Source organism: Mycolicibacterium anyangense (genome assembly GCF_010731855.1).
Lineage (GTDB): Bacteria > Actinomycetota > Actinomycetes > Mycobacteriales > Mycobacteriaceae > Mycobacterium > Mycobacterium anyangense.
The window spans coordinates 4,746,806-4,765,789 of the sequence record NZ_AP022620.1 but is presented as its reverse complement, the minus strand read 5'-3'; the positions used below and the strand labels follow the sequence as shown (position 1 = coordinate 4,765,789).

Genomic DNA, 18,984 nt, shown 5'->3' with positions numbered 1-18,984 from the left:
TCCTCACCTTTTCTCGTAGTTACTGATCTGATTCTGCGTTCTGGGCGCCCGACTCCGCCGCGTTCGCGGGCGTGTCGGCCTGCCCGGCCTCGTCCTCGACGGTGTCGACGACGCCGACCAATGCGTGCCGCAGCACCTGCTCGCCGAACTTGTAGCCCTGCCGCATCACCGTGCCGATCACCGGCTTGGAGCCCTCGCCCTCGTGCTGCACGGCTTCGTGCAGGGACGGGTCGAACTCGTCACCCTCGGCTCCGAACGCGCTCAGGCCCAGCCCGGTCAGGGCGGACACCAGCTTGTCGGCGACCGACTTGAGCGGGCCGCCCTCCAGGTCACCGTGGCTGCGGGCGCGGTCCAGATCGTCGAGCACGGTGAGCAATTGGCTCACCACGACGGCCTTGGCGCGCTCGCCTGCCACCTGCTGGTCACGCTGCGCGCGCTTGCGGTAGTTGGCGAAGTCGGCCTGCACACGCTGCAGGTCGGCGGTTAGCTCGGCGATCTTGTCGGCGTCCCCGCCGGCGTTCGCCGCCTCCGGCGCTGGCCCACTAGGGACCGCGCCGGAGGACTCGCGAACTTCTCCGGTCAGGGGGTCGATTCGGCGCTTGTCGGTGACAGTTACCGGTTCTTCCTGACCTTCACTCACTTGCGCTCCTGATCCTCGTCTTCGACGACCTCGGCGTCGACCACATCGTCGTTCGACGAGCCGCTTGCGGCCCCGCCGTCGGCGGCCTGGTCAGCCTGGGTGGCCTCGTAGATCGCCTGGCCGAGAGCCTGGCTCTCGACACCCAGCTTCTCCATGGCCGACTTGATGGCGGCGATGTCGCTGCCCTCGAGCGCGGTCTTGGCCTCGGCGATGGCGCCGTCGACCTTGGCCAGCGTCTCCTCGGGGACCTTCGAGCCACCTTCGGCGCTGCGCTGCTCGGAGACGAACTTCTCCGTCTGGTAGACCAGCGACTCGGCCTGGTTGCGGACGTCGGCCTCTTCGCGGCGCTTGCGGTCCTCTTCGGCGTGCGCTTCGGCGTCCTTGATCATCCGGTCGATCTCTTCCTTGGACAGGCCGGAGCCTTCCTGGATCTTGATCGTGTTCTCCTTGCCGGTGCCCTTGTCCTTGGCCGTGACGTGCACGATGCCGTTGGCGTCGATGTCGAAGGTGACCTCGATCTGGGGCACGCCGCGCGGAGCCGGCGGGATGCCGGTCAGCTCGAAGCTGCCGAGCAGCTTGTTGTGCGCAGCGATCTCGCGCTCACCCTGATAGACCTGGATCTGCACGGACGGCTGGTTGTCGTCGGCTGTGGTGAAGGTCTCCGACCGCTTGGTCGGGATGGTGGTGTTGCGCTCGATCAGCTTGGTCATCACGCCACCCTTGGTCTCGATGCCCAGGCTCAGCGGCGTAACGTCAAGCAGCAGAACATCTTTGACCTCACCCTTGAGCACACCGGCCTGCAGGGCAGCGCCGACCGCGACGACCTCGTCGGGGTTGACGCCCTTGTTGGGCTCCTTGCCACCGGTCAGTTCCTTGACCAGGTCGGTCACCGCGGGCATCCGGGTGGAACCACCCACCAGCACCACGTGGTCGATATCGGCCACCGAGATGCCGGCGTCCTTGATGACCTGCTGGAACGGCTGACGGGTGCGGTCGAGCAGATCCTGGGTGATCTTCTGGAACTCCGAGCGGGTCAGCTGCTCGTCGAGGAACAGCGGGTTCTTGTCGGCGTCGACGGTGATGTAGGGCAGGTTGATCGAGGTGCTCTGCGAGCTCGACAGCTCGATCTTGGCCTTCTCGGCGGCTTCACGAAGCCGCTGCATGGCCATCTTGTCCTTGGTCAGGTCGATGCCGCTGGTGGCCTTGAACTTGTCGACGAGCCAGGTCACAACCCGGTCGTCCCAGTCGTCGCCACCGAGGTGGTTGTCACCGGAAGTCGCGCGAACCTCGACGACACCGTCGCCGATCTCCAGCAGCGAGACGTCGAACGTGCCGCCACCGAGGTCGAAGACCAGGATGGTCTGTTCCTTGCTGCCCTTGTCCAGGCCGTAGGCCAGGGCCGCGGCGGTCGGTTCGTTGACGATGCGCAGCACGTTGAGGCCGGCGATCTGGCCGGCTTCCTTGGTGGCCTGACGCTGGGCGTCGTTGAAGTAGGCGGGGACGGTGATGACCGCGTCGGTGATGTCCTCACCGAGGTAGCTCTCGGCGTCGCGCTTGAGCTTCATCAGCACACGGGCGCTGATCTCCTGCGCGGTGTAGTCCTTGCCGTCGATCTCGACGGTCCAGTCGGTGCCCATGTGCCGCTTGACCGAACGGATGGTCCGGTCGACGTTGGTCACTGCCTGGTTCTTGGCGGGCTGGCCAACCAGCACTTCGCCGTTGCGTGCAAAGGCAACCACCGACGGCGTGGTGCGGGACCCTTCGGAGTTGGCGACGACGACCGGGTCGCCACCCTCCAGTACCGCGACGACGGAGTTGGTGGTCCCGAGGTCGATGCCGACCGCACGAGCCATGATGAATTCCTCCTGAATAGTTACGTCTTAGGTCTGAGCGGACCAGACTCAAGACTGCTCCTGCCGGATGCCGGCTGTCAAGCCCTAGTTGAGCCTAGTCCACTCAAGTTGTCGAATGGGTCAACGGGCCCGATCCGCGATTTGTTCCCGGCGGCAGTGACTGGCACCGGTACAGATCTGCGGTAAGTTTGCTCACTGTGAGCATTACCCTCGCCGACCTCGATCGATGGGATCCTGGCGCGGTTCGCTCAGTTGCCGAGGCCGCCACACGGCGCGCCAACGATACCCGTGCCGTCGCTCACGACATCGGCGGCATCATGAGCCGCTTGCAGTGGGAGGGGTACTCCTTCGAGGCGGCGAGGGCGAAAGCACAGACGATCAGCACCGAACTGGAGAAGCACGCCGACGAATGCGATCAGGCCGCGACCGCGGTCCGGTCGGCGGCGTCGGAGGTCGAGTCGATCAAGAACGAATGGTCACGCATCCAGCACATGGCGGATCGCTGGAGCATCACCATCGACGTCGCAGACGGCGCGCTGCACTATCCGACACCGGCGGACCCCGAAGAACGCGCCGAGATCGAGCATCACGTCCAGATCGTCCACGACGCGATCGTGGATCTGCTGCGCCGGGCAGACTCCACCGATCAACACCTCAGCGCAGCGGTCAATAGTGCGATCAGCGACATGGCCGACGCTCTCGGGACGGATCACATCGACTCCCCACAGGACGCCCAGGAGACTGTCGAGCGGGCCCTCGCCGGTAACCAGGATGCGGCGGCGCAAGTGAAGTCGGTGCTGGATTCGATCACCGCCGACCAGCGGGCAGGCAAGGCACCTCTCACCCCGATGCAGGCCTCGGTGTTGAGCCAGCTACAGGCCCAGCAACACGGAATGTCGATCGAGGCCCTCAATACCGCTGAGCAGCGACTCGGCGACAACAAGGGCATCCTCGGCGATTCGTGGCAGTTGATGAGCAATCCGAACATTCACTTTCCCAAAACCGAACTGACCCCCGGCGCGGTGGACGACCCGAAGAACATCGGCGCGGGCGGATTCGGCCAACTTCCCGCCAGCGTCCAATCGGTGCTGTCGTCCAAAGGAATGTCCAATCTCAACGAAATGGGCAAGCTGACCAACATCGTCAAGGACGGCAACCCGGTGCTCCGACAGGGCACCGCGCTGGATCGCAACATGCTCAACAAGGCCACCGAAATGATGGCTGCCCCAACGTTCGACGGCACACCGGTCAACGGTCGGGGCGGTCCGACCGTCATCACCAACGACGGTCGGCCCGTCGCGCTTGATGTGCTCGCCACCGCCGGGCAAGACCACCTGGCAGTGCACGACGTCGTGCGCGACTCGTCCTACGCGGATCGCTTCATGAAGGGTGTGACCTCGACCGATTGGAGTGACGGCGGAAAGGCCGCAGGATCGATGTTCGGCTGGACCGGCGATGCGGCCGACGGCCCCGAGGCCAAGCTCGCCGCCGAGACGGCGTCCGCTTACGGGTCCTACGTCGGCCACCACGAGCAGGATCTCCTGCATATGGCCGGTAATCAAACTCTAGGACAAATGAATCCTGAACTGGTGCGCGGCCTTTCACACGGATTGGCTCCCTACATCCCCGATATTGCGGAACTTTCAGAAGGCAGGCATGCCGGGTTCGCCACCCCGGATACAGCCGGCGACGCACAAAGCGGAAGTATGCCCATTGCCAAGGGAATCTTCTCAGTTCTCAGTACCGACCAGCAGGCCTCTGACTACTTCAATGGTCGGGCGGGACATGACGCCGTCAACGCTCAAATGGATTACGCCAACGACTTCAAGCACGGCGTCGACATGTCCAGCGACAACCATCGGCTGCGCGATTCGATGACACTACAGGGGCTTGTTGACTCCGGAATCCACAGCGCCACAGACGCATCCGGCATTAACGACGATGCCAAGACCGCGGCCGCGTACGCAGCCAAGAAGTCCGCCTATGACTTCGCCTTCGCCGGACTCGATGCCACCGGCGTTCCCGGAACCGACCTGGCATCCAAGGCCTTCGAGCAAGCCCTCATCGGCGAACAACCGACCGCAAAATGGGATCCGCATGCCGTGCCCGACCTTGACATCGGCCAGGGTGAACAGCAGGTGCTCAATGCGCTGGCGCAGAATGGCACTCCGATCCACGGCTTACCCGGATCATTTCTAGCCCCAGCTGATCCCAATGACCCAGAAGCACCGCGCCGCATTCTCTCTCTATCGGAATACAACGCACGCAACTACGCGGCGCCGATGTCCAGTGCCGAGTACAGCGACGCGATCAGATCGGCGATGAACTCCACCTTGGGAAGAGATTTGGTGGACGGCATCGATGTGCAGATGACCACCCGCTACAACGCGGTCACCGAGGATGTGGATCCCCAACGATGACGATCAGCCGAGTCCTCCTCAGACCCGTCGCAGGTCTGCTTACTGCGATCGTCGCCGCATCCGGATGTTCCAGCAGCAACTCACCCAGCCAGCCGCCACAACCTGTGGACCGATGGCCCGCGGTGATGTCCGACTTCAGCTTCGTGTGGAGTGGTGAACCAGGCATCGACCTGCTGTCACAACCCGCGGTCGTCGTGCGGGCCTACCTCGAATCGGTCAGCGCAGCTTCGGCTGCGGGCAGTAACGACTACCTGTACCCCGGCTTTCAGAGCGCCGTCGCCAAGACCGTGTCCAAGGACCCATCCAACTACTCAATGGACCTTTGGCCAGAACTCCACTATCCCTGGACGCAGCCAACAGTGGGGACCAGCCGGGAACATATTCTGCGGGTTACCGAAGACGCCCTACGCACTACGGCGGTGATCTGCCACTTCGGCTGGGGTGTCGCCCGAAAGGGCGAGAACGGCTTCTACGCCGCCAGCGCTCAGTGGGATGGGGCAATGACAGGTGTGGGAGCGTTCCGATTGTCGCTCAAAGCACCAGCATCATCCGCGACGAGGGGCCTGCGTCCACAGCAGGGGCCATCCCCCGCGGCGCTCACTGATACATTCGGAGGCTGGCGCGTCGTGGCGAAGTTGTCAGAATCTTCACCTTCCGACGCAGTCGGTCCTGGCACCCAGTGGCCCGAGTTCGCCGAGGACCTCGCCGCCTGCGCCGCCAAAGCTCCCGAATCCGAAGAACGCCGGCAATTCCTCACTACCGGCGAGCACCCACGGTCGGACTTCCCGACTCTGCCGGCCTACCCCGGCTGGCCGGCCGAAAGCCAGTAGCCGCTAAAGGTCCGCCGGACCAGCGACGTTCCGCAGTTCGGCTGCGTTGCGTCGTTCCATGTCATCAAAGAGACGAGCCGCCGTGCCGATGTGGGTGGCGTGGTTCTCGAGTGCCGCCGTGTGTCGCGCGCTGATCGTCTGCCACTTGCCAGCCATCTCCACCAACGCATCCGCTGAGGAACCAACCCAGCCTTCCTCTGCCGAGGCGAGGCCGCGAACCGAGCTGGTGTGCGACGACTCGAGCGCGGCGGCCTGCTCGGCCACCTGCGTGCTGGCACCGATCAAGCCGGCGATGTCGACCCTCAGTGTCTCTGCCATAGCGGATACCTCCGATCTGCAGGCTAGCCGCCTGCCCCACCGTCAGCCAGTCACCCGCATCCAGCCACACCCACTAAGTTGGCGCGCATGACTGCGCCCAAGATCGACCTGTCCACCGCCCAGCGCCTGGTCTCGGCCGCGCACGCCGAGGCACACCGCCGGTCGGTCAGGATCTCCGCGGCGGTCGTGGACGCCGGGGGCAATCTGGTCGCGTTCGCCCGGATGGACGGCGCCGAGATCGCCGGCCCGGCGCTCGCCGTCGACAAGGCCTACACCGCGGTCGCGAACAGCATCGCCACCGCGGAGCTCGCCGTGCTGGCCGCCCCGGGCGGCGAACTGTTCGGGCTGCAGGCCAACGGCGGCGGCCGGTTCGTCATTTTCGGCGGTGGCATCCCGCTGCGGGCCGAGGGTGAGATCGTCGGCGCGATCGGGGTCAGCGGGGCCAGCACCGCCGACGATGTGGCGTGCGCCGAGGCGGCGGTGAACTCCTGGCAGGCCGCGCCCTGACGTCTCAGCTCTCGACGGCCTCGAGCGCATCGTCGCGTCGGCGGCCCAGGAACCGGGCCAGCCACATCTGGATGACCGCGAACACCGCCAGCACGGCGCCCACGATGCCGAAGGCGCCGTACACCCCCACGCCTGACGAGAATGCGCCCCCCACAGCACTGTTGACCCCGACCGACACCGCCGCCCGGCCGAACTCCGAGGCAGCCGTGACCCCGCCCGCGTGTTCCAGCGGGGTCAGTTCCTGGCGCCATCGGGTCAGCACCAGCCGGGCGCAGACGTTGCCGACACCGAACAGGAACACCGCGACGATCATCACCGGCAGGTTCACCGGGATCCAGCCCACCGCGAGCAACACGGTGCCCAGCGCACCGGCGAACACCCAGCCCGCACCGGAACCGCGATGCCTCGTCACCGCATACAGCACTGCGCCCGCGACCCCACCTAGCGCGAAAGCCGATCCGACGTGACCCACGTAGGCCGGATGGTGCATAAGGCCTTTGGCGAAGAACGCGCTGAGGATCTTGCGCAGTTCGTAGAGATGGAACAGCATGAGTCCAGCAACGACGACCAACAGATACTTGTGCGCCAGAACGTATTTCAGGCCGGCCCACGTCCCGCCGTGCGCATGCCCGATTCCCAAGGCCGACGCCTTGTCAGGAAACGTCTTCGGGATGAACAGATACAGCCCTGCCGAGATGGCGAAGCCGATCGGGATGACGATGTGCGGCACGATGCCCGCCGACCAGATCATCAGGCCACCGAGCATCAGCGGCCCGAGCACCGCCCCCACTTCGAATGCGACCTCGTACCTCGAGTTGATGCGATCCAACAGATCGCCACGGTGCCCGGCAAGTTCGAGTGGCACGGTATGCACCGCGGTGTCGACGTAGCCGCGGATCAACGCCTCCACGGTGTAACAACCCATCACCCATGTCAGGCCGGCGAAGCCGAAGGTCATCCCGATCGGTATGCCGGCCAAGGCGATTCCGCGCAGCAGCGTTGACATGACCAGCACCATCCGCGCACCGAATCGTTCGGTGGGCCAGCCGCCGAGGTAGGTGCCCAGCATGTGTACCCCAGTACCGAAGGCCGAGAAGAACGCGGCGCTGCCCAATGATCCGGACATGTCGGCGACCAGCAGAGGTTGGGCCAGGTGCACCGCGCTGTTGACGATCTGAGTGACGAAGACCCCGCTGAGCAATCCACTCAGCCGGACAGCACTATCGCGCGGCACTGTTGCCGCTCACCGGGTCGGCAGATGCACGAAAGCGTTGTGCGCGACGAACACGCCCACGGCGAGCAGCAGGACCGCGACGATCCAGCGGCCGTGGACCTTCATGATCCGTTCGTAGCCATCCTTGATCCGGCCTGAGGCGCCGGGATGGACCAGTTCGATCACAGCGGGTGCCAGCGCGGGCACCACCGCGATCGCGGCGAACATGACGATCCCCAGGGTGCGTTCGGGGCGACTGCTGATCTCCAGGATCTGGTGGCCGGCCGCGATCGCGATCGGAAACACCTTCGGGTGCAGGCCGCAGATCGCGAAACCGGCGAACAGAGCCCTGCCGATGCGCTGACGCGGCGTCAGGTCTGCTGCGGGATCCAGCCGGCCCATGGTCGCCGGAAAACGTTCGGTGAGCCGGGCTCGCAACCGGCTGGTCTTGCGATCCGGTTCCGAGACGTCGGCAATGGGCTTGTGGCGGGCGGCTCCGATCGCCCGGTAGACGCCGATGGTGAGCAACGCCGCGGCGATGACCACCCGCAGGATGAAGCCACCCCAGGTGTCGTGGTGGGCAGTCGATGCCGCACCCGCGCCGGACAAGTGGGCGAGCAGGACGCCGATGACGGTGGCGAAGGCGATACCCACGATGCCGCCGACCGCGAACGCGAACGCTGCCTGCCGAGGCACCTTCTTGTCGCTGGCGACGACCAGTCCCAGAACCAGGGTCTCGGGGCTGAACAGGATCGCCAGAGCCAGGGTGGCCAGGACGGCGAAGTGTGTGCTCATCGGCTCAGCCCATCAGGCTTTCGACGTCGACCTCGGTCTGCATGGCGGCAGATTACTCCAACGACTCGACCGTTACCCGAACGGCTCGAAAGACGGTGAGCGACTTCACCGTAACGCTGCGCCCTGCGTTCCCGTCCAGCCGGTCACCACATCGAGGTGTGCCAAAGCGGGCAGCACGACAGCGCGGTGCGCTTAAGGTGCACCCGTGGGTACCTACGCAGTGACCGGTTCGGCGTCCGGAATGGGTCAGGCCGTGGTGCAGAAACTCCGGGCCGACGGCCACCACGTCATCACCGTGGACATCAAGGAGGCCGACGTGACGGCCGACCTGTCCACCGCGGCGGGGCGCCGTTCGGCGGCCGATGCAGTGCTGGCAGCCAGCGACGGCCGCCTCGCCGGGGCGGTGTTGGCCGCCGGACTCGGCCCGACGCCGGGTGCCGACCGCTCTCGCCTGATCGCACAGGTCAACTACTTCGGGGTCGTCGAACTGCTGACGGCGTGGCGTGGCGCGCTAGCCACCACCGACCGGGCCAAGGTGGTGGTCTTCTCGAGCAATTCGACGACGACGGTGCCCGTGGTTCCCCGACGAGCGGTCAATGCCCTGCTGGCCGGCGACGGCGACAAGGCGGTGCGCGCCGTGCGCCTGTTCGGCCGCAACGCCCCGGCGATGGCCTACGCCGCATCCAAGATCGCAGTCAGCAGGTGGGTGCGCAGACAGGCGGTGACGCGCAACTGGGCCGGGGCCGGCATCCGGCTCAACGCGCTGGCGCCGGGGGCGATCCTGACCCCGCTCCTCGAGCGCCAACTGGCCACCCCGAAAGAGGCCAAGCTGATCCGGGCCTTCCCCGTTCCGATCGGCGGATTCGGAGACCCCGACCAGTTGGCCGACTGGGTGGTCTTCATGCTGTCGGACTCCGCGGACTTCCTCTGCGGCAGCGTCCTGTTCGTCGACGGCGGCTCGGATGCGTACTTCCGCGCCGACGACTGGCCCGCGACGGTGCCGGCCCGCGGACTCCTGCCCTACCTGTGGCGTAGTCGACAGTTCAGACGCTCCACCGAATGAGGTTGCCCGCCGGCGAATCCCGCGCCGGGCAGATCTGCTTGCAACCGCGACGAGTATGTCGGCACCCGAGCGCGGTTACGTTCGTTTGCGGTGACTCACCGTCGGCGGTCTTTTCCCTGGACATCGGCGCGCCGCCGCGCGACAGAGCTATGCCAACTCGAGGCCGCGGGTGGCCGGATGCCGGCCGAGTGACCGCCGCGCCAGAGCCGGTTCGGCGCAGCGTGAGCAATCACGACGCCGACCGTCACGCCGTCTGAGCTGGGCATCCGACGCGCCCGACCCACAGAAGTGACAGCGCCACACGGCGATGACACTCATGATGACACCGTGATTCTTGTCGCCTGGCAGACGCTGGCGCTGGCCCTTCAGGTCGGCGCCGTCCTGCTGGCGCTGCGTGGCCAGGACGGCCTGGCCGAGGTGATCTCCGTCGGCGGGTTTGCGATCGCCTTCGCCAGCGCACTGTGGGTCCTGACCCGGCCGGTGCTCACCAGGGCCGCCCGTAACACTGCCGTGGTGTGCCTGGGCATCACCCCGGCGCTGATGTGGCACAGCACCAACCTGCTGATGTTCACCGGCTTCGACGAGCAGCTGCACATGCGCACCCTCGGCGACATCATCTCCTCGCACCGACTGTTCGAGGCCAACCCGCTGCTCGGGGTGAGCCCGCAATACCCGGGCCTGGAAGCCTTCGCGGTACTGCTGCACCAGATCGGCCTGCCCACGATGGCGGCGGCGACGACCGTCGTTGTCGTCTGCCGGCTGATGTTGGTGACGGTGCTCTGCGACGCCGTCGAACAATTGACCGGGGACGCGCGGGCCGGAGGTCTGGCGGTGGCCGCCTATGCGGTCTCACCCCAGTTCGTCTTCTTCAACTCCCAATTCGCCTACCAGACCATGGCGTTGCCGCTGGCGCTGGCAGCGGTGAGCCTGCTGGCGCGGGCCCGTAGTTCGGACTACCCGGTGCGGCTGTTCCTCGGCGTCACCGTCTGTCTGTTCGGCGTTGCCGTGACGCACCATGTGACGAGCTTTCTCACCACCGTGTTCCTGGTGTTGTGGGCTCTGGTCGAGACCGGCCAGTCCCGCCTGCGGATCCTGTACGGGGCGCTGGTCGCGGTGGCAGCGACCCTGGCGTGGGCCATGGTGCAGTGGTCGATGCTGTCGGGATACTTCGGGCCGATCATCGACGACGTGTCGAACCAACTCTCGACCGGCATGCGTCGCAAGCCATTCCAGGATTCCGGCGGCTCCGTCCTGCCGTCCTGGGAGCGGCTGCTGTTGCTGTACTACGCGCTGATGCTGACGCTGGCCGTCCTGGCGCTCGCGGTGTACGCGTTCAGCTGGTGGGGCCGGCACATCTTCGGCCCCCGCGAACACCGTCCCCGACGCTGGCTACCCTCGCTGTTGCTGCTCTTCCTGGTGGTGCTGCTGCCCGTCCTGATGGCTGCCCGGGTGGTGCCCAAGGGCGGCGAGATCTTCGACCGTTCCAGCAGTTTCCTGTTCCTGCCCTTCAGCTTGTTGGTCGGCCACTACGCCGTCCGGTTCTGGTGGCATGAGCCGCGACACGCCCCCACCGCTGCGCGCTGGAGGTCCGGAACCGCGCGGATAACGGCCATCGTGCTGGCGTCGTTGATGTTCGTGGGCGGCTACATCCTGGGCAGCGGAGCCACCTGGTCGCGGTTGCCGGGTGAGTACCTGGTCTCCGCCGACAGCCGCTCGATGGACTCCGAGACGCTGGCCGCGGTCGAATGGGCCCGGCAGAATCTTCCGCCCGGCAGTCGCATGAGCGCCGACCGGGTCAACGAGACACTGTTCGCGGCCCGGGCAGGACTGTGGCCGATCCTCAAGCGCCGCGACGCCGACGTACCGTCGCTGTACTTCGCCGACGACTGGGGTGAGAAGGAGACCGAGACGGCGCGCATCCTGCAGTTGCGCTACCTCTACGTCGATCGGCGATGGGCCGAGCAGCTACCGCACCTGGGGTCATACTTCTTCAAGGGCGAGACTCCCGAGGTCCAGCAACTCACCGATTGGGAACTGACGAAATTCGATACCGTTCCCGGCATCACACTGCTCTACCGGCACGGCCCGACATCGCTGTACGACCTGAAAGGCCTTGGCGTGCAAGAGCTGCGCAACGGCTGGTACGGCCAGACACCGACAGTCACGGTGGTGACGCAGCTCGCCGTGGGCCTGCTGGGCGGGCTGCTCATCGGCCTCACCCTGCACAGCGGTCTCCGGCCGCGGCTCGGCGCACTGGCCCGGGGCTGGTACTCCGACGCCGGGCCGGCACTGTCCTTCGCGACCATCGTCGCCGGCTTGACGCTGTTCTCGATAGCGCTGCTGCTCCTAGGGATTTGGCTCACGCCGATGTCCGTGGGTGTCGCTGTCGGGTTGGTGGTGTTGATCAATCCCGGGCGCACCTTGGCCTTCGTGCGCGCCGGGTGGTCCCGCATGCCGTGGCGACAGGTCGGCCCCGCCGCGCTGCTCGCGGTTCCGATCGCGGGTGTCCTGGGAGTGGCGGTGTTCAGTGCCGCTGACCGGGACAGCTTCCAGGTCCGCGACATCCTCGACGATCCATCCGCGATCCACGTATCGCCCGACTCGACAGAGGCACCCAAGTGACCAGTTGCGCCGTGGTGATCTGCGTGTACACCGAGGACCGGTGGGACGAGATCCTGGAGTCGGTGGAATCCGTTCGGGCACAGGATCCGCCCCCGCATGAGCTGATCGTGGTGGTCGACCACAACCCGGCGTTGCAAGCCCGGCTCATCGAGCGGCTGCCCGATGTGCGGGTGGTGCCCAACAGCCACGAACGGGGGCTATCCGGCGCCAGGAACACCGGTGTCGACCTGACCACCGGGGACGTGGTGGTATTCCTCGACGACGACGCCGCGGCCCACCCCGGCTGGCTGGCCGGGCTGGCTCGGCACTACCAGGACCCCAACGTGCTCGGCGTCGGAGGCCGCATCGATCCGCGCTGGGCCACGCAACGTCCGGCTTGGTGGCCGCCGGAGTTCGACTGGGTGATCGGTTGCAGCTACGTCGGCCAGAAGCCCGGCGTCGTTCGCAATGTCATCGGCGCCAACGCCTCGTTTCGCCGAAAGTTGTTCGCTGAAGGCGGATTCGCCTCCGATATCGGCCGCACCGCGCTGATCTCCCGGCCGGTCGGGTGTGAGGAGACCGAATTCTGCATCCGCGCCAACACGACCTACCCGGACGGGGTGTTCCTCTTCGACGACACCGCCGCGGTCTCCCACCACGTTCCGGCCGCACGGCAGAGCTTTTCCTACTTCCGGACCCGCTGCTATTCAGAGGGGCTGTCCAAGGCTCAGGTGACCCGACTCGTCGGCGCGGGAGCCGGGCTGTCCTCGGAGCGCACCTACACCAGGGTCGCTCTGCCCACCGGGGTGGCGCGCGGCATCGGCGACACCTTCCGCGGCCAGGCCGCCGGCCTGCTGCGCGCCGCTGCCATCGTGATCGGGCTGGGCTACACCACATTCGGTTATCTGGTAGGAACTGCGTCGGGCCGGTTGGGCGCATTGCGGGGAGGAACACGATGAGCGGTGACAACGCCCGCCCGCTACGGGTTGCCATGGTGGCCGCCCGTGCGCTTCCGTTCATGGGCGGGATCGAGACCCACATCCACGAGGTGTCGCGGCGCCTCGCGGCCAAGGGTGTCGAGGTCACCGTGCTGACCACCGATACCACCGGAGAGCTCCCCGTCGACGAGAGGATGGCGGGTTACCGGGTGCGGCGCTGGCCGGCCTATCCGCGATCACGCGACTACTACTTCGCCCCGGGCTTGACCCGCTATCTGCGGCACACCAACGACTTCGACGTCGCCCATATCCAAGGTGTGCACACCCTGGTACCCCCGATGGCCCTGGCGGCTACCAAGCGCTCGCAGATCCCGACGGTGCTGACGTTCCACACCGGCGGCAGCTCGTCGGGGCTGCGGGAGTCCGCCCGATCGCTGCAGTGGAAAGTGATTGCGCCGCGGCTACGTAGCGCCGCGGCCCTGGTGGCGGTGTGCGAATTCGAGCGCGATACCTTCGCCACCGCGCTCGGGGTCCCCGCTGGCGATATCCGGCTGATCCGCAACGGATGCGATCCCTTGCCGGTCGACCCGTCCGCACCGGTCCCGGCCGGGGATCCGCTGCTGGTCTCGATCGGCCGGCTGGAACGCTACAAGGGTCACCACCGCATTCTGCGAGCGCTGCCCGCGATCCTCGCGCAGGCACCCGGTGCGCGGCTCGCCCTGATCGGTAGCGGGCCCTACGAGCAGGAACTCCGGGACATGGCGGCGCAACTCGGTGTCGCAGAGCATGTTTCGATCCGCGGCTACGGCCCCGACGAGCGCGGCGAGATGGGCAATGTGGTGGCCAACTCCGATGTCGTCTGCCTGCTCAGCGACTACGAAGCCCACCCGGTCGCGGTGATGGAAGCCATCGGCACCGGAGCCAAGGCGCTCGTCGCCGACACCTCGGGGTTGTCCGAGCTGGGCCGTGCCGGCCTGGCCACCACCATCGCACTGGAGGCACCAGCCGACGAGGTGGCCGCCGCCGCCCTGGCCGTCGCCGCGGAGCCCCGAATCCCGCCGCCGCACATCGCTACCTGGGACGACTGCACCGACGAACTGCTCCGGCTGTACCGGGAGGTCCGTCGATGAGAGTCTTGCTGCTGGCCCAGTTCCTGCCGCCGGTCTCCGGCGGCGAAGAGCGACATGTGTGGAACCTGGCGCGCGCCTTGGCGTCCCGCGACCATCAGGTCACCCTGCTTGGCTTCGCCACCGATGCCGACAGCGCGGGCGAGACGATGGAGGACGGGGTTCGGCTGGTCCGGGTGCACACCGCCGCCGCCCGGCTGCCGATGCTGTACAGCGACCCCGAACGACCGCACGCCCTACCGCTGCCGGACCCTGTCGTCAGCCGCGCGATCCGCCGCGAGCTCGAGACGCACCGCTTCGACGTCGTCCACGCCCACAACTGGATCGTCAACAGCGCACTGGGTCCGGTTGCGCGAGCGGGCCTTCCGCTGGTGATGACACTGCACGACTACAGCCACATCTGCGCCACCAAACGTCTGATGGAATACGGCAAACAGCGCTGCGGAGGGCCGGGCCTGAAGCGGTGCCTGTCCTGCGCGGGCGATCACTACGGCACGGCCAATGGCACCGTCACGGTGCTGGCCAATGCGTGGGCTGCCGGTCGGCGGGCCAGGGGCATCAGCAGGGTCGCCGCCGTCAGCAGCGCAGTGGCCCAGGCGGTGGCACTGCCCGGGGACGGCTGGCTGCACAGCGCGCGCCTGACCGCGCAGGTGATTCCCAACTTCATTCCCGATGAGATCGTCCTGGCCGATATTCCGGCCTTCGCACCCGACGCGCCGCTGCTCTTCGTCGGCGACCTCAGCCCCGACAAGGGGGTACAGGTTCTGCTGGATGCCTATGCGGCGCTGCAGGATCCGCCGAAGCTGGTCCTCGCCGGCCGGTCCACCGAACAGTGGCGGTTCCCGCCGGGTGCGCAGTGGACCGGTCCACTGCCGCACGCCGAGGTCGTCGGCCTGTTCCGGTCGGCGCGGGCGGTCGTGGTGCCCTCGGTGTGGGCCGACCCCTGCCCCACCGTCGTACTCGAAGCGATGGCGGCCGGGCGGCCGGTGGTGGCCGCGGCCTCCGGCGGCATCGTCGATATGGTGGTCGACGGCCGCACCGGTCGGCTGGTGCCGCCCGGCGACGTCGCCGCTCTGACCGACGCCCTGGCCGATGTGCTGGCCGACCCGCAGCGCGCGACAGCTTACGGTGAAGCAGGCCGGGACCGGGCCAGGGAGTTCACCGTCAGCTCCGTCGTCGAACGCATCGAGCAGATGTACCGCGAGGCCACCGGATGAGCAGCGACGCCGAAGAGCACGCCGCACACCGGAGCAAGCTGAGCTTCCTGTTCCGCAATGCCGCGTCACTGGTGTCGACGACGGTGGTGACGTCCGGTCTCGGCTTCCTGTATTGGGTGGTGGCCGCGCGGTTCTTTCCCGCCTCGGCGGTCGGTTCGGCCGCGACCGCGATCGCGGCCATGAACCTGATCGCACCGTTCACCGTGCTTGGCTTCAGCACCACGTTGATGGCTCAATTGCCGGCGATGCGCGATCGCCGCGCCCAGCTGGTCTCCTCTGCCGCGCTGGTGTGCGGGGTGGCCGGCGCCGTTGCCGCCCTGGCCTGCACACTCGCGCTCCCCGCGAGCTTTCTCGGCATCACCGAGGTCGGACATCAGGTGTGGGCCACCGTGCTGTTCGCGGCCGGAGTCGCCGCCCAGAGTGTCGCGAACATGCTCGATGCGGCCCTGCTCAGCGTGCTGGGTGGTGGTATTCAGCTGTGGCGCAACACGATCCACTCGGTGGTGAAGCTCGCTCTGCTGGTGGTCTTCGCGCTCACCCTGTACCTCGTCGGATCGCTGAGCATCTATGCGAGCTGGTTCGTGGCCAATGTGGTGTCGATTGCCGTGGTCGGGATCTGGCTGATGTATCGGCAGAAGGTCACCATCGGCCAGGCGATGCCGAGTTTCTCGGCTCTGCGCGGCATCCACTTCGAGGCCGCCAGACATCACAGCCTGAACCTCTCGCTGCAGGTGCCCTACTTCGCGATGCCGATCGTCGCCAACGTCACGCTGGGCGCAGAACAGGCCGGCTACCTCTACGCTGTGTGGTCCCTGGCGGGCTTCGTGTTCGTCCTGCCGCTGGCCCTGTCGAGTGCCTTGTTCGCCTCCGGGGCACGGGATTCCAGCACCATCCTCAAGGAGTTCGGCGTCACCCTGCGGTTCTCCATGCTGGCGTGCCTGGTCGCCAACATCCTGATCCTGCCGTTCGGCGGCCTGGCGCTGCGGATCTTCGGCGGGGCCTATGCCAGCAGCGGTCACCTGGCCCTGATCATCCTGTGCCTCGGCGGCTTCGGGGTGGTGGTCCGCGACCACCACGTAGCGATGGCCCGGATCCTGGGCACAGTGGGCCGCGAGGCCGTCCTGATCAGTGTGCTGAGCGTGCTGGAACTGGCGGGGGCAGCCATCGGCGCCATCAATGGCGGGTTGACCGGACTCACGCTGGGCTGGGTGATCGCCATCGCGGTCGAAGTGGTGGCCCTGGGCCCGATGGTGTGGCGGGCCTACCGCGGACGGCTCGAGGTGCCGGCCCGATGAACCGGCGAATGCTGATCGCCGTCATCGCCACTGCGCTGGTGCTGCCCGGCTGCAGCCATACCGGTCCGCCGCCTCGGCAGACGGTGACAGTCGCGGTGTCCTACGACGACCTCCTCACCCACAAGACCGTCACCCGGCAGGCCAGTCTCCGAGTCGGAGACGCGCTGACGGTGTCACTGGGCGCCAATCCGTCCACCGGCTACCAGTGGGACTCGCAGGCGCAGATCAGCAACGGCGCGGTCCTGACCCAGACCGGCCACCGCACCGTCGCCCCGGATGACGGCCGCCCCGGCGCATCCGGATCGCAGGAGTGGACGTTCGAGGCGATGGCACCCGGTACCGCGGCCATCACCACCAGCTACGGCCAGCCCTGGCCAGGTGGTCAGAAGCAGGCGTGGACCTTCACCGCGCAGGTCACCGTCGGTTAGGGCCGCATCTCGTAGGCGCCGTCGAAACTCTTCACCTGCTGCCATACCCGGCCGAACCGGTCGGTGTCGATCACCGGCTTGCGCACCGCGGCCAGCGCCCACTCCTGCTGTGCCGGGGTCGAACTCGACTTACCATGCAGCGCAACAGCATACGCGGAGAAATCGCGGATCTGAACATCGAAGATCTGATCGATGACGTCGCGGTCGATAGCGCGCAGGTCGGCCTGCTCCAGGATGAGTTGGCCGTAAACCACCAGGGTGAACAGGTGACCGACCACCAGCATGAAGTCGAGATCGCGCATCTGGTCGGCGTCCGGCGCGGCGGTGGTGAGCAGATTCTGCAGTGCCCGCGCCTGGTCGAGGAACCGGGCGACGTTCGGGATATCCGAGAATCGCTCGTAAGCGGCAGCCCAATCGGAGAACTGGATCTTCGACGCACCGCCGGCCGGCCCTTGGGCCCAGAAGAACGCATCGTCGGCCGGGTCGTCACGGGTGCCGATGACCGGGTAGTCGACCGGGTTGAACAGATAGTTCGGCATGAACTTGAGGATCTGCGCCACGTTGACATGCACCGTGCCCTCGAGCCGGGGCAGGGCACCGATGAGCCGGGCCACCTCGGCGAAGTAGGTGTTGCGCTCGAACCCCTTGGCCGCCAACACATCCCATAGCAAACGCACCACGACTTCACCCTCGGAGGTGACCTTCGCCTTGGTGACGGGATTGAACAGTAGGTAGCGCCTGTCCTGCGAACTCGCGCTGCGGAAGTAGTCGATGGCGCGATCGCTGAACAACTTCATCGCCACCAGCCGGGCGTAGGCCTCCACGAAACTGGCTCGCACGTGCGGGAAGTCGGTCACCGGGTTGCCGTAGAGAATCCGGTTGTTGGAGTGGGTGATCGCTTCGTAGAAGGCGTGCTCGCACATCCCGATCGAGGCGGTGCACAGGTTGAACTTGCCGACGTTGACGGTGTTGAGCGCCACCGAAAAAGCATCCGGCCCGGTGCACAGGATGTCCTCCTCGCGGACCGGATAATCCTCCAGCCGGAAATTGCTCACATACATCTGACCGTGGACGACGTTGCCGATCAGCCGGTAGGCCGGATGGGTGCTCTCAGCGGTGAACCAGACGTACCCGTCTGGTCCGTCGACGTCGGCGCGGCGGGAGAACACCGAGACCATCCCGGCCACGTTGCCGTTGCCGATGTAGTACTTCTCGCCCGACGCCCGGAATACGACGCCCTCCTCGTCGCCCGCGGCGGCCGGCGTCAGAACCATGTCGGTGTTGTAGATGTCGGCGCCGTGCTCACGTTCGGAGAGCGCGAACGCCATCACCCCGCCGGCGTCGAGTTGGGCGGCGGCGCGTTCCTTGGCCTTGATGTTGTCGCTCTGCCAGATCGGTCCGAGCCCGAGGATCGTCACCTGCTCGGCGTACCAGTAGGCCAGACCGTAGAAGCCGAGGATCTCGCTGAGGGCGGCGTTGCGGGAAGTGTCCCACCGCTTGTTGTCGTCGCCGATGCCGTATTCGGACGGAGTCAGGAACGTGGCAAAGACCCGTTCGCGCTTGATGAAGTCCAGGAAGTCCGACACCCAGGTCGCGTCCAGATCGTCCTGCAACAGGGTGACCTTGCCGCGCGCCTCGAACCAGTCGATGAGCGCCCGAAGCTGGCGCCGGGTTTCCGGGTCGAACTGCGCGAAGTCGGCCGTGTTGGGGTTGAACAGCAGGGGGGAATTCGCCATCAG

The 18,984-nt window shown here is 66.7% G+C and carries 17 protein-coding genes; 10 read left to right on the top strand and 7 right to left on the bottom strand.

Features of this window, described 5'->3' with window-relative positions; genetic code table 11:
* Positions 1 to 19: 19 nt before the first annotated feature.
* From grpE to G6N35_RS27665, 3 genes are all read right to left on the bottom strand, one after another.
* On the bottom strand, positions 20 to 640 hold the full coding sequence (gene grpE / locus G6N35_RS22415) for a nucleotide exchange factor GrpE (protein WP_163806228.1): 621 nt from the start codon (positions 638 to 640) through the stop codon (positions 20 to 22).
* Entirely contained in the window at positions 637 to 2,493 is a 1,857-nt protein-coding gene (gene dnaK, locus G6N35_RS22410) for a molecular chaperone DnaK (RefSeq protein ID WP_163806227.1), read from the bottom strand. Before dnaK ends, grpE begins: the two co-directional genes overlap by 4 nt.
* Before the next feature lie 476 nt (positions 2,494 to 2,969).
* Positions 2,970 to 3,098, bottom strand: coding sequence for a hypothetical protein (locus G6N35_RS27665; protein ID WP_281357038.1), 129 nt, complete (start codon positions 3,096 to 3,098; stop codon positions 2,970 to 2,972).
* A 9-nt stretch (positions 3,099 to 3,107) separates the two neighbouring features.
* Between G6N35_RS27665 and G6N35_RS22405 the strand changes: the two genes are divergently transcribed.
* Positions 3,108 to 4,913, top strand: a complete 1,806-nt coding sequence (locus G6N35_RS22405) for a TPR repeat domain-containing protein (protein WP_163806226.1) — start codon at positions 3,108 to 3,110, stop codon at positions 4,911 to 4,913.
* A gap of 125 nt (positions 4,914 to 5,038) precedes the next feature.
* Positions 5,039 to 5,743: a hypothetical protein gene (locus tag G6N35_RS22400; protein ID WP_163806225.1), complete on the top strand. Its 705-nt coding sequence runs from the start codon at positions 5,039 to 5,041 to the stop codon at positions 5,741 to 5,743.
* A 3-nt stretch (positions 5,744 to 5,746) separates the two neighbouring features.
* Here the strand turns inward: G6N35_RS22400 and G6N35_RS22395 are convergent, their stop codons facing one another.
* Positions 5,747 to 6,061 carry a WXG100 family type VII secretion target gene (locus tag G6N35_RS22395; protein WP_163806224.1) on the bottom strand — a complete coding sequence of 105 codons (315 nt, stop codon included), beginning with the start codon at positions 6,059 to 6,061 and terminating at the stop codon, positions 5,747 to 5,749.
* Positions 6,062 to 6,148: 87 nt separating this feature from the next.
* On the opposite strand from G6N35_RS22395, the gene G6N35_RS22390 reads away from it, so the two are divergent.
* Positions 6,149 to 6,568: a GlcG/HbpS family heme-binding protein gene (locus G6N35_RS22390; RefSeq protein ID WP_163806223.1), complete on the top strand. Its 420-nt coding sequence runs from the start codon at positions 6,149 to 6,151 to the stop codon at positions 6,566 to 6,568.
* A gap of 4 nt (positions 6,569 to 6,572) precedes the next feature.
* Here the strand turns inward: G6N35_RS22390 and G6N35_RS22385 are convergent, their stop codons facing one another.
* Complete coding sequence (locus G6N35_RS22385) at positions 6,573 to 7,802, bottom strand: MFS transporter (protein WP_163806222.1); 1,230 nt, start codon at positions 7,800 to 7,802, stop codon at positions 6,573 to 6,575.
* A gap of 9 nt (positions 7,803 to 7,811) precedes the next feature.
* Complete coding sequence (locus tag G6N35_RS22380; protein ID WP_163806221.1) at positions 7,812 to 8,576, bottom strand: GAP family protein; 765 nt, start codon at positions 8,574 to 8,576, stop codon at positions 7,812 to 7,814.
* Positions 8,577 to 8,781: 205 nt separating this feature from the next.
* On the opposite strand from G6N35_RS22380, the gene G6N35_RS22375 reads away from it, so the two are divergent.
* From G6N35_RS22375 to G6N35_RS22345, 7 genes are all read left to right on the top strand, one after another.
* Positions 8,782 to 9,639, top strand: a complete 858-nt coding sequence (locus G6N35_RS22375; RefSeq protein WP_163806220.1) for an SDR family oxidoreductase — start codon at positions 8,782 to 8,784, stop codon at positions 9,637 to 9,639.
* A 327-nt stretch (positions 9,640 to 9,966) separates the two neighbouring features.
* Positions 9,967 to 12,261 (top strand): hypothetical protein, encoded by a 2,295-nt coding sequence (locus G6N35_RS22370; protein WP_163806219.1) that lies wholly within the window; start codon positions 9,967 to 9,969, stop codon positions 12,259 to 12,261.
* Positions 12,258 to 13,199 (top strand): glycosyltransferase family 2 protein, encoded by a 942-nt coding sequence (locus tag G6N35_RS22365; protein ID WP_163806218.1) that lies wholly within the window; start codon positions 12,258 to 12,260, stop codon positions 13,197 to 13,199. The genes G6N35_RS22370 and G6N35_RS22365 overlap by 4 nt, the downstream gene beginning before the upstream one ends.
* Positions 13,196 to 14,308, top strand: a complete 1,113-nt coding sequence (locus G6N35_RS22360; protein ID WP_246224470.1) for a glycosyltransferase family 4 protein — start codon at positions 13,196 to 13,198, stop codon at positions 14,306 to 14,308. The genes G6N35_RS22365 and G6N35_RS22360 overlap by 4 nt, the downstream gene beginning before the upstream one ends.
* Complete coding sequence (locus G6N35_RS22355; protein WP_163806217.1) at positions 14,305 to 15,522, top strand: glycosyltransferase family 4 protein; 1,218 nt, start codon at positions 14,305 to 14,307, stop codon at positions 15,520 to 15,522. The genes G6N35_RS22360 and G6N35_RS22355 overlap by 4 nt, the downstream gene beginning before the upstream one ends.
* Entirely contained in the window at positions 15,519 to 16,817 is a 1,299-nt protein-coding gene (locus tag G6N35_RS22350; RefSeq protein ID WP_163806216.1) for a lipopolysaccharide biosynthesis protein, read from the top strand. Before G6N35_RS22355 ends, G6N35_RS22350 begins: the two co-directional genes overlap by 4 nt.
* Entirely contained in the window at positions 16,814 to 17,245 is a 432-nt protein-coding gene (locus tag G6N35_RS22345) for a protease inhibitor I42 family protein (protein ID WP_163806215.1), read from the top strand. Before G6N35_RS22350 ends, G6N35_RS22345 begins: the two co-directional genes overlap by 4 nt.
* Here the strand turns inward: G6N35_RS22345 and G6N35_RS22340 are convergent.
* The gene (locus tag G6N35_RS22340) at positions 17,242 to 18,981 is read right to left on the bottom strand and encodes an acyl-CoA dehydrogenase family protein (protein ID WP_163806214.1); all 1,740 of its coding nucleotides are present in this window, start codon (positions 18,979 to 18,981) and stop codon (positions 17,242 to 17,244) included. The genes G6N35_RS22345 and G6N35_RS22340 overlap by 4 nt on opposite strands.
* Between the last annotated feature and the right edge of the window lie 3 nt (positions 18,982 to 18,984).

What these genes read in the sequence shown, in the direction of transcription:
- G6N35_RS22400 (WP_163806225.1), top strand. Translation starts at nt 5,039, where the DNA reads ATGTCCGACTTCAGCTTCGTGTGGAGTGGTGAACCAGGCATCGACCTG.
- G6N35_RS22360 (WP_246224470.1), top strand. Translation starts at nt 13,196, where the DNA reads ATGAGCGGTGACAACGCCCGCCCGCTACGGGTTGCCATGGTGGCCGCC.
- G6N35_RS22390 (WP_163806223.1), top strand. Translation starts at nt 6,149, where the DNA reads ATGACTGCGCCCAAGATCGACCTGTCCACCGCCCAGCGCCTGGTCTCG.
- G6N35_RS22350 (WP_163806216.1), top strand. Translation starts at nt 15,519, where the DNA reads ATGAGCAGCGACGCCGAAGAGCACGCCGCACACCGGAGCAAGCTGAGC.
- G6N35_RS22355 (WP_163806217.1), top strand. Translation starts at nt 14,305, where the DNA reads ATGAGAGTCTTGCTGCTGGCCCAGTTCCTGCCGCCGGTCTCCGGCGGC.
- G6N35_RS22340 (WP_163806214.1), bottom strand. Translation starts at nt 18,981, where the DNA reads ATGGCGAATTCCCCCCTGCTGTTCAACCCCAACACGGCCGACTTCGCG.
- G6N35_RS22395 (WP_163806224.1), bottom strand. Translation starts at nt 6,061, where the DNA reads ATGGCAGAGACACTGAGGGTCGACATCGCCGGCTTGATCGGTGCCAGC.
- G6N35_RS22380 (WP_163806221.1), bottom strand. Translation starts at nt 8,576, where the DNA reads ATGAGCACACACTTCGCCGTCCTGGCCACCCTGGCTCTGGCGATCCTG.
- G6N35_RS22345 (WP_163806215.1), top strand. Translation starts at nt 16,814, where the DNA reads ATGAACCGGCGAATGCTGATCGCCGTCATCGCCACTGCGCTGGTGCTG.
- dnaK (WP_163806227.1), bottom strand. Translation starts at nt 2,493, where the DNA reads ATGGCTCGTGCGGTCGGCATCGACCTCGGGACCACCAACTCCGTCGTC.